Here is a 12,847-nt window from a genome sequence, read left to right as displayed (position 1 = left end):
AAAACCTCCTGCATAAGACTGAAGTAGTTTTATCGCAGGAGTTAAAAGAGTAGAAAAGCAAAGGTGCACAGGAGAAGTTCTTTCGCTACGTGATTGTTATGCAAACACAAACCTGTTACTGTTGAGTGTATTCGCTTGAACACCTGTGAGGACAGCGATATCTTGATTTAAAGCACGAATCACTGTATTGGCACCGCTTTGTGTAATAGTGAGGTCATCAAACGAGTTAATTTCGGCAACTCCACTAATTCCCAGCACGTTATTACCTAGATTAAAGTCAGTAATTGTGTTTGCTGTTTCTGGTAGTTGATTTAACGCAATCCAAAACTGATCGTTACCAAAACCACCACTGAGGAAATTACCACCGTTACCAGCATAAAGGACATCATTGCCGAATTGACCGTAAAGTTGATCGTGCGTTCCCCCAGCAAACAACGTGTCATTACCAATACCGCCGTATAGTTGGTTATTACCCGTACCATCTGCGGCATTTAAATAATCATTACCGATACCACCGAGTAAAGTATCATTGCTGCGAGCAAATAATTCATCGTTACCCCTGCCACCATTAATAATATTGCTTCCTATTGAACTTGGTGCAGGACCTACTAAGTCATCGCCATTCCCTGCAAAAATAGTTTGTCTACCTTGGGCGGCGATTTCATCATCTCCAGCAGTTCCAAATACTAAGCGAGAATTACCTACTGTAGATGTTGGATTTGCTAGCGCAAAGCGCGAGAGTAACGGCTCGTGGTCGCTATCTTGATCGGCAAATTCTGCATTAACATGGACGATATCGTATTCAGCTTTGGGTAATAAGCTATCTGTCACTAAAATGTGATCGAGGGCTTGCGAGTTACCTTGAAAAATGTAGCTGTAGCGTTCATTTTCTGGTAGCGTTTCAGTTAAATTGTTGAGGACTTGTTCAGCACCACCTTCTAGAACTTTCAAAGGCGGGAAGAACTGAAATTCATTCAAGTCACCTAAGACGATCGCTCTCGCGTCCGAATTTGCAGCTAAGATATCTTCGACAAACTCGCGATTAATTCTTGCTTGTTCTGCACGAACATCCTCGCGATTGTTAGTAGGAGGTTGAAAGCGACCAAATAGCGGATCGCTACCACTTTTTGCACTAAAGTGATTGTTGATTAAAAATAACCGCTGACCGTTAAAAACAAACTCACCTGCAAGTGGTTTGCGGCTAGCAGTAAATGCGGGGTCATTTGGTTCTACTCTACCAGGACTTTCTGACAAGCGACCGTTAATAACTGTTGTTTCACTCGTTGCAGTACCGCCAGGGCGATCGATAAAGTTCGCGCGTTCGGGGTTGTAGAGATAGCCGACGCGAATGTTACCGCCAGGTTGTCCGCCATCTTGTCCGTCAATAGGGGCAATGTCGCGGAATTTGTAAGTAGGACCGCCAGCAGATGCGATCGCATTGATTAATACTTGATACGATTGTGCAGCATCCACAATACCATCATTTGTAGGACCAGAGTTATCCTGAACTTCTTGCAAAGCAATGATATCTGGTGCTTTCAAGTTTTGGGCGATATGTTTGGCGATACCGTTAATTTGCGATGCGGGGCTACCAGGATGAAAATTTTCGATATTGTAAGAGGCAACCGTTAAGCGATCGCCTACTGGATCTAATGTCGTGACTTCGCGCTGTAACCCTCCTGGTGTTGCGGTGACAGGAACTGTGCTTAATACTTCAAAGTTACCAAAGCTGTAGTCGAGAATGCCAGTAACGCTATCTAAGCGATCGCCAACATTGACTTGCGGTGCAGACCCTGGCGTCAATGTACTATCAATTTGAATCTGAATGCGTTCGGGGTTAAAATCGTCAGGACTGATGACAATTCCACCACGCGGAGTGCGCCCTGTCGCCGCTATCCCGTTGTCTCCTAGTACCCAAATTTCATTAAACTGGTTCGTAGGACCGACAACAACACCGCCATCAACCTGCACGCGCATTCCCTCTAAACTTTCGTAAAAGTCGAGTCCGTTGCGTTGCGGATTAAATTCGTTACCAGGATTTTCGACATTACCACCTACAGCATTGCCATAAATTCTCTCAGTAGGTGGCTTTCTTCCTTCTATACCAATAATTGTTGCTTCTGGTAGCGCATTACCACGCGATAGTATGTTAAAACTCGCACCACTAATTTGCGTTGTTGTCAAGTTACCACTATTTGCACCACCAGGACGAAACTCGCCTACTATTCCACTTGCCAAAACTGCATCGCCTACCGCAACATTAGGAGCAGAAGAAGTAAAGATAAAAATACCATCTGAGGTTGCCTCGTTGCCGTCACCTGTTGCATCTTGAATGTAAAAGCCATTATTCCTCACTGCGGTGACGATTCCAGGAACGTTTGTCACTTGTTGTCCTGCTAAAGGCGATCGGTGCGATGTTCCTTGAATATCAAAAATTCGTATATTACCAGGTTCAACAGGATCGGAACCTCCCTGTTCGCTAATTGCAACTGTAAAATCATCAATAGCTAAACCATGGTCTGCACCTGGATGATCGGGATCGAACCAGCGTAACCAAATTTCTTGTTCTGCTTCTAAAACTAAATTGGTTAACGTTGCAGATTTAAAAGTACGATTAGCATCGGCATTGCCATTGAGTGCGCCTGTTGTACCGCTGGTAACAGGACTAGTAAAATCGAGAGGGTCAAAATCTATCCAATTGCCGCTAGTTAAATTCTGCGCTCCAATTTGGTAGGAAAAATCAACTGTTTGCGGGGCGTTTGCACCGCTAAAGCGCCATTGTTCGCCAACGTAACTGATATCTAATCCGGTAATTGTTTGATTGGTATTGTTAACTAAGCGTACTCCCCAATAAAAATCTCCTGCTGCTGCATTTCCTGAACCAATCGAACCTAAAGCGCGATCGCTACTACCTACTAAGCCAAAGCTATAAAGATTTCCTGCATTACTACTGCCGTTAGATGCAACAATACTTGTTCCGGTTCCGGTTCTTGCGGTGTACCAACTTGGAATTGTCGCGTCATTCGCCCAAGTTGCGGAACCAGAATTAATCAAAGCATCAAAGTTTTGCGAGTAACCGTTTTCCGAATTAACCGCTGCCATTTAATCACCTCTGGGATTGTAAGTGCGATCGCAGCTACAGATCGTCCGTAGTCTGCCACTTTCTACAAATCCCACAGGAACTTTAACAAATCTCTATCGGAAGATTAAAACTGATTGGTCATTGGTTTACTTTTACGTTTGTTAAAAGAAATCATGTGAATTAGAAAAGCTTAATAAGCGGCAAAGCAAAGTTTTGCGAACAGTGCTTGGTATCAATTCTGTAATATTTTGTATTGAATTCCTATCAGGAATATGACCGAACTAGCGTTAACGGGTGACTCACTCGATATGCTGGGTAATGCAATCGCATATGCAGTTGATATGTCATCAACATGGGTAGCAGCAAGGCTCATGCCCAATCAGCTATGTTTAAGGGCTGCATAATGTTTGTATCGGCTGTAGCTGTATTTGTAAAGGCTGCGTATCAACTTGCGTTTAGTACGCCTCCAGAACTTATGGTGATGAGTGGTGCTGGTATTGTGGTTCTCTGCACCAATTTCTTCTGTTTCTATGCTCTGTGTTGGTAACTTAAGGAATATAACGTCACCAAAATCTTTCTTCTATCCGCTGCAACGCAGTGTTAAACCGCTTACACAGCAATAGTTCATAACTTATAGACTGGAAGAGTCCGCTTCATCCTGGACATACTTAAAACCTAATTGCATTGATAGTTGTGCTTTTGCCAACTCCTTGCCTAAATAGGCAGCATGATCTAGCTGCGTCACCCAACCATTTTCAACGATTGTCCCATAGAGGCTCCTAGCGTTTTTTCCTTCAATTGATCTTAAAAGTACGTTGTTATAGGAATATTGTTCTACTAGAATGATTCCCTTATCGGGTTGTGGAAAAATAACAAAATAACCTGCTTTGTCCATTCGGAACTGAGCTGGCTCTTGGGACTGAATAACGGGTGCAGTCAATGGTTGTACCGCCTGAGTCTCACCTTTCGCACAACCACATGATGAAGACAGTGATTTGGTGAGTTCCTGCATTTTCTCAACTATTCTCTCCACATCCTCGCATTCGATTAAATCGACAACTTGCACCTGCTTGCGAAAAGCCTCCACCTCTTCATAAGTGACGTTTTTCAACACAGGACGCTTACCAGGAGAACCGAGCACTTTCATGCGATCGTCCACTCCATTTGCAGCAAGTGCCAGTAGGGTTTTTCCACTTTGATGCCCCTCGGAGTCTTTTCCTGTTAATAGCAAAAATCGAATAGTTGAGTTACTTACGATGTTTTTAATAACCTTGTCAATTCCAATATTTTCTGTCTCAGTTTTACCTACTATACAGAGTTCTCTAGGTTTGAGATTCGCTAGTTGTTCCGCCAGTCCGACGCTAGCAAGTGTTGAAACTGCAACTGGGCAATCCTCTCCATGACAGAGAGCAAAATACTCTCCAGGAACTGGAAAGAGGGTGTTTTCTCTGACCTCAAACCCGCACTTTGATGAGTAACTTTGGGCAGATTCAGGAAAGATTTGGTGAATAGAGTTGGTTGCTACCGCAGGAAAACAGTGGGCGCATCCTATACAGGAATACTGGATAGGCTCCATTTGACTCAGCCAATGCTGGGTATTTCTAAGTAAATCTGACGTAGTGTCAGTCGGATTCGTGGATAAAGTAGTTGCTAAGTTTTCTAGTGTTTCCTTCATACAGCCACATTTGCGGCACTTGGCAAGTGACATCCCTTCTTGGAGTTCGGAGTGAACATTGCTGAGTTGATTTTGTTCTAGCATTTTGCCCTCTGCGGTTTTGTAGCCTGTAACTTTACGACAACACCAAGACAGTCATGGGGTGCGAACTGTACAAACTAACTTAACGCTAAATATTTACCAACAGCTTCAAAATACTGTCCCGCTGAAATTCTTGAAGTAACTTAACGCTAAACTCTGGATAATCTGCAAGTATTGTCCCAACCAAGGTTTTGCAGTCTAAATCTTAGTTATATTGCGGATCGTTTAATTCTTTCCACTTGGCTTCGGCGGCTTGATACGCTGCTAAGTATTCAGCACCACCTAACATCACGTCCCCATAGTATTCATACGGTGCAGCACCATAAACCGGAAGTGGGTTATCTTCAGGATAGTCTTCTTGTGCTTCTTCGACGGCGGCTTTAAGTTGTTTGACGGTAAGTTGCTGTGCAGGATAGTAGTAAAGGTCTTGGGCTTTGTGGTTTAAAAAAGGTAGTGTCGGATCGATGATGCGGTCTTCAAGTTCAATCCAACTGTGTTCGATGATGCGATAAGGTTTCGCTGCTAAGACTAAAAATCCTTGTACGTACACGGCACCATCGGTTGCTAGGGCTGCTTTGTAGGCATTATCAAAGCTTTGTTTTGCTTTACTTTTGATATTATTAGCAATTTCTCTCGAAACTGTTTCATCTAGTTGTTTACTCATAAACCGAAATTAGCGCTGAGAACAGAGTATATTTACCAAGCTACTGCATTTAACGAGATTTACCTAAAGCGATCGCCATTGAACCCGTAACGACTAAAATTGCACCTGCAAAACCTAAAAGTGTCAATTGTTCGCTGGCAATCCAACTAGGAAGAATCGATGATACGACTTCGACAGAGATCAAAGTCACGATTGGGGTGAGTGCCAAAACCGCACTGACGCGCGAGGCTTCCCAGTGTTCGAGGGCTTCAGCAAATGCACCATAGGCAATTAATGTATTTAACCCGCAAAAGAGTAGCGTTCCCCAGTGTAGTAAGCTTAGCGTCAAAATTGTTTGTGGTGTTGCTACAGGTGTAAATAACAACGCACAACCACCATATATGAGTAGCATCACGTTTGTAGAAGAAAGCGATCGCAATAATTGTTTTTGTGCTAAAGCATATACTGCCCAAGCTGCGGCAGCGAGAACTAAAATACTGCTACCAAGCAGATACGTAGAACTTGCTACTAGTAAGCTTTGCAATTGTTCGTTAAAAAATAAGACTAAACCAAATACGAGAATACCTAATCCAATCGATTGGTAACGGTTGAAGCGTTCTCTGAAAACGGCGATCGCGCCTATGCCAAACAGTACTGGTGCAAGTTGAATCAAAACTTGGGCATTTCCAGCAGATGTTAGCGTTAAACCTTGGACGAAAAGTAGGTAGTTGATACCTAAAAATACTGTAGCAATGAAAACGAGTCCTAATCCTGCATCGCGGAGTTTTTGCCATCGCGGTAACTGCTGGCGACTTGCTAAAAAAACGGCGAGTAACGCAAAGGAAATTAAAAACCGAAACCACGTCAGTGTATAAACATCAACAACTTGGAGGGTGACGGATAAAGCAATGGGTAAAATTCCCCATAAAAAAACTGTCAACAGCGATAAGGCTAAACCTAAACGCCATCGACCGGAAGTTTGATGCGATCGCATTTTTATATTCTATGAAGCTAAAGCGTATCAGCTAGCGTTTACTTGTAATGCTAATTTTTGTATGACAGCTTGCTATACTAGCACTTCTAGCAAAAGACGGAAATTACTCACGGCTTTCTTTCTTGCTTTAACCAATTGACTTTGAAGTTACTGCATAAGTAGCTTCAGGAGCCAGTGCGGTACAAAGGAGAAATTAATTGTGGTTCTGATTTCGTGAAATGGTATTTTTCTTGGTATTCGCTACAATGTTCGCTATCAAAGTTTTCTCTTAGCGATTCTCTTCGAGTCTTTGACCTAGCGATCGGTGTATGAGAAAGCTCTCGTTTTGTTGTCAGGCATACATAATACATACTTGTGGATTATTGATGCGTACTCCAACAGACGGATGCGATCGCCACAACAATGCTCTAATTTGAGCCTAAAATCCAGTGCCTGAAAGATGGTAGTATATTTCGTTATCAATTATGCCGTCAGTTGAGCTCGAGCAGTTTAGTGTATTTTTCCGTACATACCAGTTTGTCAAGGTTTTTATGAAAAAGCTAGCGTACCAAACACGGAGACTATTCTTGCTTGGATGGATTGTGCTTTTAGGTTTCAGTATTTCTATCTATTTGTAGCAGCCAGCACCCCTGAGTGTCATGAATCGCTCGTGCAATAGCTCAGAATGGTTTCAGGATTTGGCATTAATGTCTTTGCCAAAGAGGTGGGGAATAGTGGCAATATCGCGATCGCATCTAATGGTATTTATGTTGTTACTCGCCGCGAAGAGTAAGATGCGATTGTACTACGCGATCGCCCTTTAGCGAACATTTCCTCCAACGTGTCACTTTTTTGCCACATTGTCTGCAAATACTAGATAAAGTGGTGTTATGTGTTTCACTATTTTAGTTGAAATTTAGCAGATTGGAGTGTTTGCGATGGGTATTATCATTACTTGGATTGTTACCACAATCAGTTTCTTAATTATTTCTAAACTACCCATCGGTGTAGAAATTGACAGCTTTGGGAAAGCCGCACTATCAGCTGCCGTTTTTGGAATTCTTAATGCATTTGTTCGCCCAATTATTGCTTTTTTTGCTTTTCCTATTACTCTATTAACTCTGGGCTTATTTAGCATTGTCATTAATGCAATTATTTTTGGATTAGCAGCGCTGTTAGTTCATGGATTTCGCTTGCGGTGGGGAATTTGGAGCGCACTGATTGGTACAATCGCACTGAGCATTGTTAATTCGATACTGTTTAGTTTACTAGGAACATTAGGCTTGTAAATAGTTTAACGTCAATCTCAATTGAAGTGGAAAGAGAAAGATGTTTCAAATGAAAAATCCCTGGGTTGCCGGAACCTTTTGGGTAGTTTTATATCTTGTAGTTACGCTTTCTCCCTTGTTGATTCTTTTGATTCACCCAGCACCAGGAGGAAGAGGATTTTGGATCGAATTTTCTGCTGCCTTGGGTTATGTGGGCTTAGCAATGATGATGTTGCAGTTTGCATTGACCGCGCGGTTTGATGCGATCGCAGCTCCTTACGGTATTGATATTGTGCTGCAATACCATCGCTATATCACCCAGGTGGCATTTGCGTTGATTTTAGCGCACCCGATTATTCTATTCTTTCGCGATGCGCAATATCTACAGCTACTCAACTTTTTTGAGGCACCGTGGCGGGCAAGATTCGCGGTAATTTCGACAATAGCATTGATTTTGCTGGTTGTCACCTCGTTATGGCGACAGAAGCTAAAGCTGAACTACGAAATGTGGCGCACTAGTCACGGAATTTTAGCTGTACTGGCAGTAGCATTAGGCTTAGCTCACGCGTTTGGTGTTAATTATTACCTCGCACTGCCTTGGAAAGCTCTGTTGTGGATACTTTTAGCACTACTTGCGTTTGGTTCGTTAATTTATGTTCGTCTGATCAAGCCGTGGTTAATGACGCAAAAGCCGTATCGAGTTGAAGCAGTAGTACCACAGCGGGGTGATACTTATACATTAGTCCTCCGTCCGCAAGGTCATGAAGGTATTCGTTTTTTACCAGGTCAATTTGCTTGGTTAACGCTCGATCGCTCTCCTTATCGCATTCAAGAGCATCCGTTTTCATTTTCTTCTAACGGCGATCGCCCCGATCAAGTCGCGCTGACAATCAAAGCCGTTGGTGACTTTACTAACACGATTAAAGACGTCCAGCCAGGGACAAAAGCTTTTCTTGACGGTCCTCACGGAGCTTTTACTCCCGATCGCTTTGATTGCAGTGGGCTAGTACTCATTGCGAACGGTGTCGGCGTCACTCCGATGATCAGCATTCTGGTAACGCTGGCGGAACGCGGCGATCATCGACCAATTCGTTTGATTTATGCTAACGGTTCTTGGGAAGATGTTGCTTTTCGCGAAGACCTAGAGTATCTCAACAAGCGATTAGATAGTCTTACGGTAACGCACGTGATTAAAAACCCTCCAGATGATTGGCCTGGAGAATCAGGATATGTTGATAAAGAACTACTAGCACGACACATCCCGCACAATCGCGAAGGCTGGCGTTATTTTCTGTGCGGTTCTCCCCGCTTTTTAGATGAAGTCGAAAAAGCCTTACACGACTTAGGAGTTCCTGCTAAATATATTCACATGGAACACTTTAATCTTGTTTGATGGAGGTCATAACTCACGAATTATGCGGTTCCACATTATGCTCGAAGTTGTCGCTTTTGTCTCAGTTGTCTTGGTTTTGACATCTGCTTTGTTCGGTTATGTCCAAAGACGTCCGGTAGAACCTAGTATTGATTCTGGTTGGGTTGAACCTACTAACCAATAAGCTCGATATGCGCGATTGCGTTTTTCCTAGTCTCTTTCCTAAATTGAGGGAGACGATAAAAAGTTGATTGCTAAGAAGTCCACTACCGTGGACTTTGTTTTTTGTTGCGAATGAGTTTGCAATTGTATTTATAGCCCTAGTCGATGGATGTAGGACATGATAGCAGCTAGTAGTCATTTTCCTAAAGGGAGTCTAGCCCAAACCCTAACCTCTGACCTCTGACGCCTGCTAGATATAGCTCTCAACTGCTACCACAGCACAAATAGGCAAGTAGGATAATTGTAAATAAATCCTAGTTTGTATCTACCCAAAGGTAGTATTTTAAATATTGGCTTTATAGTATTTGCTTTCATTCTACAGGCAAACTTCACAAACAAAACTAAAAACTTTACACAAGCTTTAATTAAAAATTGGTAAAAATTAACCTCAATTAGTGGTAATCTGTAAAGACAATTAAATTTTCTGTTTACAGAAATTAACTCTGTGGATACATCAGAATTGTCACCTTCCAGTGAGGTTGAAGTTACTTATTGTAAAGCTAAGAATCCAGACTATTTGACTGTGCGTTATGACTAATAAAATGAAGAGTAAATCTATTTAATTAAACTATTAGTCTACCAATTTTTATTTGTTGCAAATCACATTGGAACTTTGACCGATGATTCGCAGTCTGTCAGTTTCAATGAACTAATAATAAGCAAAATTCTATAAAGCTCCTGCCTCAATCCAGATAGAGGAAAGGAATGTTGTATTTAAAATTTGCCAGGATTGTCAAGTGATGATAGATACACTATCAAAGGTTTGGTTGCGCTTACGTAACCGCCACTTTTTTGTTGCTGATGCGGTAATTTTTCTGCTGACACCTGCACTAGCACTAGCTTTGCGTCTTGACAAACTATTTGTATTTAGAGTTTACGGAACCGATGTTCTTATTGTAACAGCAGTCTTTTTAGCTGTAAAGATATTACTGTTGTATCAATTTGGTTTTTATCGTAGGTGTTGGCGTTATGCCAGTATTGACGAATTGATTCAAGTGGTGGCTTCGATGGCTGCGGTTGTAGTCGTACAATCATGGTTATTCTATGTGCTGTATTACACCACTGATTTGATTGGTGACTTACCGCGATCGCTACCGTTGCTTGACGGAATGCTCAGCCTCATATTAGTGGGTGGAGTGCGGTTTAGCGTACGAGCGCTCGAACGCGCGTGTCAACTTCCGCGCACAAATCACCAATACGAACGCGCTTTGATCGTCGGTGCAGGACATGCAGGCGTATCACTTGTGCAAACAATTCAGCACAATCCTAAACTCGGTCTTTATGCAGTTGGTTTTATTGATGACGACCCAACCAAGCTAGGCTTACGTATTCGAGGAATTCGGGTACTTGGCGATCGCCGTAGCATTCCTGAAGTCATTCGTGCTTTTAACATCGAGCGCGTGATTATTGCGATGCCTACAGTTTCTGGTAAAGTGATTCGAGAAATTGTCGATCGCTGCCAGTCACTGGGTGTAGCAACAAGTACATTACCTAGTATTCATGAGATTCTCAGCGGTCATGCTCGTGCTGCCAGTATTCGCGATGTCTAAGATTGAAGATTTACTACGACGCGAACCAATTAAAACAAATGTAGAAGCAGTATCGCGTTTCCTTAATGGTAAACGAGTGTTGATTACAGGTGCTGGCGGCTCAATTGGTAGCGAAATTTGTCGTCAAGTTCTTCAGTGCAATCCAGCCGAAATCTTGCTTGTCGGACATGGCGAAAACTCTGTATTCAATATTCAGCAAGAACTGCAACAAACCTTAGAAAGTTGGCGTGGTTGTGCTGCTAATGTCGTCCCTCGGCTAACGACACTCATCGCGGATATTCGCTTCGCTGCGCGTTTAGATTATGCTTTTGAGCAATTTAGACCAGATATTGTTTTCCACGCCGCTGCACACAAACACGTGCCTTTAATGGAAGCTAATTCCCCCGAAGCAATTACAAATAACGTTGTTGGCACAAAGAATTTGCTCGACTTGGCGCTGCGTTACAACGTCAAACACTTTGTCATGATCTCTACCGACAAAGCTGTAAATCCTACAAGTGTTATGGGTGCTAGTAAAAGAGCCGCAGAGATGTTGGTTCTTCAAGCTGCGCAAGTCAGCAAAAGACCTTTTGTGGTTGTACGGTTTGGTAATGTTCTAGGCAGTAGAGGCAGTGTCGTTCCGACATTTAAGCGACAAATTGCCGCAGGAGGTCCGATTACGATTACGCATCCGGATATTTGTCGTTATTTTATGACAATTCCAGAAGCTGTACAACTTGTGTTGCAAGCTGCGGTGATCGGTGATGGTGGTGAAGTGTTCATGCTCAATATGGGAGAACCTGTCAAAATTGTCGATTTAGCAAAAGATTTAATTCGCCTTTCAGGTTATGAAGTCGGCAAGGATATCGATATTGTATACACAGGGCTACGACCAGGCGAAAAACTATACGAAGAATTATTTGTTCCTGGCGAACGTTACGAACCAACACAACATGAAAAAATTCTCTCGGTGCGCAACGCGAGTGGCATCATTCCTGAGAATTTAGAGTCAATGGTTGCAGCGCTTTGCAAAGCTGCCGATTTGAATGATAATGAGGCAATTATTTCTCTTCTACAGCAGTTGGTGACTGAGTACAAGCCAGGCGGTAGTAAGGTAGCTCAGGATGTAAGCGATCGCCCTCTTCCTCATTGTCAACAAAATCTGACGCCAGTTACCTCTGAATCAACTCAACTCGAAAAAGACTTAAAACGGGCATTGATGCAACGCGAGTTGCAGATTTACTATCAACCGATTGTCAACTTGGAAACGAATGAAATTACAAGCTTTGAAGCTTTACTGCGCTGGCAGCATCCACAACATGGTTTGATTGCTCCTGATAAATTTATGAATACTGCTGAAAACACAGGCTTAATCGTGCCTATTGGTTGGTGGGTATTGCGTCAAGCATGTCAACAACTTCAAACTTGGCAACGGCAATTTCCGCATATGCGCTTGGGAATGAGCGTTAATCTTTCGCGTCAGCAATTTTTTCAGCCTAACTTAAGCGAACGAATTGCCCAGATTTTAGCAGATGTTCGTTTGGCAGCAGGTAGTTTAAGGTTAGAAATTGCTGAAGATGCGATCGTTAAAGATGATGATTATACCTCGACGCTGATACAACAGTTAACGGCTTTAGGCGTGCAAGTGCAAATTGATAATATTGGTGTAGGTTATTCGTTCTTAAGCTTGCTGCAACAACTACCACAACTATTGCAAAACAAAAAAATTAGCAGACTAAAGCTCGACCGCATTCTAGTAAGTTGTGACGACAGTGAAACTGCGGAGATTATGCAAACAATTACGGCGATCGCATACGATTTACACATAGACGTGACTGCGATCGGAGTCGAAACAACAAAGCAGCTTGCCCGTGTCAAGGCGCTCAAGTGTAAGTACGGACAAGGATACTTTTTCGCAAAACCTTTAGTGGGTAATGCCGCAGAAAAATTGTTAGAAGGACAGTTACACTATCAAGTTTCGCATCTCAAATAATGACCTATA

The 12,847-nt window shown here is 42.7% G+C and carries 8 protein-coding genes and 1 pseudogene; 5 read left to right on the top strand and 4 right to left on the bottom strand.

The annotated features are described in order from the left end of the window. Positions 1-96 precede the first annotated feature (96 nt). Positions 97-3,102, bottom strand: coding sequence for an endonuclease/exonuclease/phosphatase family protein (locus B1A85_RS21950; RefSeq protein WP_104548850.1), 3,006 nt, complete (start codon positions 3,100-3,102; stop codon positions 97-99). Positions 3,103-3,354: 252 nt separating this feature from the next. On the opposite strand from B1A85_RS21950, the gene B1A85_RS25735 reads away from it, so the two are divergent. Next, positions 3,355-3,486, top strand: a complete 132-nt coding sequence (locus B1A85_RS25735; protein WP_256387491.1) for a hypothetical protein — start codon at positions 3,355-3,357, stop codon at positions 3,484-3,486. 227 nt (positions 3,487-3,713) lie between these two features. On the opposite strand, the gene B1A85_RS21940 is transcribed toward B1A85_RS25735, so the two are convergent. From B1A85_RS21940 to B1A85_RS21930, 3 genes are all read right to left on the bottom strand, one after another. After that, positions 3,714-4,841, bottom strand: a complete 1,128-nt coding sequence (locus tag B1A85_RS21940) for a DUF4346 domain-containing protein (protein WP_104548849.1) — start codon at positions 4,839-4,841, stop codon at positions 3,714-3,716. A gap of 202 nt (positions 4,842-5,043) precedes the next feature. After that, on the bottom strand, positions 5,044-5,502 hold the full coding sequence (locus tag B1A85_RS21935) for a hypothetical protein (protein WP_104548848.1): 459 nt from the start codon (positions 5,500-5,502) through the stop codon (positions 5,044-5,046). A 49-nt stretch (positions 5,503-5,551) separates the two neighbouring features. Beyond that, positions 5,552-6,475, bottom strand: coding sequence for a DMT family transporter (locus B1A85_RS21930; protein WP_104548847.1), 924 nt, complete (start codon positions 6,473-6,475; stop codon positions 5,552-5,554). A 917-nt stretch (positions 6,476-7,392) separates the two neighbouring features. On the opposite strand from B1A85_RS21930, the gene B1A85_RS21925 reads away from it, so the two are divergent. The 4 genes and pseudogenes from B1A85_RS21925 (at position 7,393) to B1A85_RS21915 (ending at position 12,838) form a co-directional block, all read left to right on the top strand. Beyond that, positions 7,393-7,743, top strand: coding sequence for a phage holin family protein (locus tag B1A85_RS21925; protein ID WP_104548846.1), 351 nt, complete (start codon positions 7,393-7,395; stop codon positions 7,741-7,743). Positions 7,744-7,783: 40 nt separating this feature from the next. Further along, positions 7,784-9,115, top strand: coding sequence for a ferric reductase-like transmembrane domain-containing protein (locus B1A85_RS21920; RefSeq protein WP_210404677.1), 1,332 nt, complete (start codon positions 7,784-7,786; stop codon positions 9,113-9,115). A 22-nt stretch (positions 9,116-9,137) separates the two neighbouring features. Further along, positions 9,138-9,278 carry a hypothetical protein gene (locus B1A85_RS24095; protein WP_168192458.1) on the top strand — a complete coding sequence of 47 codons (141 nt, stop codon included), beginning with the start codon at positions 9,138-9,140 and terminating at the stop codon, positions 9,276-9,278. A gap of 778 nt (positions 9,279-10,056) precedes the next feature. Beyond that, a pseudogene (locus B1A85_RS21915) lies at positions 10,057-12,838 on the top strand (polysaccharide biosynthesis protein). Positions 12,839-12,847: the final 9 nt, after the last annotated feature.

Origin of the sequence: Chroococcidiopsis sp. TS-821, assembly GCF_002939305.1 — a bacterium.
Taxonomy (GTDB): Bacteria; Cyanobacteriota; Cyanobacteriia; order Cyanobacteriales; family Chroococcidiopsidaceae; genus Chroogloeocystis.
The sequence above is the reverse complement of the archived record's forward strand: the minus strand, read 5'-3'. Positions and strand labels throughout refer to the sequence as shown.

Coding starts and splice junctions, on each gene's coding strand:
- B1A85_RS21950 (WP_104548850.1), bottom strand. CDS start 3,102: ATGGCAGCGGTTAATTCGGAAAACGGTTACTCGCAAAACTTTGATGCT.
- B1A85_RS25735 (WP_256387491.1), top strand. CDS start 3,355: ATGACCGAACTAGCGTTAACGGGTGACTCACTCGATATGCTGGGTAAT.
- B1A85_RS21940 (WP_104548849.1), bottom strand. CDS start 4,841: ATGCTAGAACAAAATCAACTCAGCAATGTTCACTCCGAACTCCAAGAA.
- B1A85_RS21935 (WP_104548848.1), bottom strand. CDS start 5,502: ATGAGTAAACAACTAGATGAAACAGTTTCGAGAGAAATTGCTAATAAT.
- B1A85_RS21930 (WP_104548847.1), bottom strand. CDS start 6,475: ATGCGATCGCATCAAACTTCCGGTCGATGGCGTTTAGGTTTAGCCTTA.
- B1A85_RS21925 (WP_104548846.1), top strand. CDS start 7,393: ATGGGTATTATCATTACTTGGATTGTTACCACAATCAGTTTCTTAATT.
- B1A85_RS21920 (WP_210404677.1), top strand. CDS start 7,784: ATGTTTCAAATGAAAAATCCCTGGGTTGCCGGAACCTTTTGGGTAGTT.
- B1A85_RS24095 (WP_168192458.1), top strand. CDS start 9,138: ATGCGGTTCCACATTATGCTCGAAGTTGTCGCTTTTGTCTCAGTTGTC.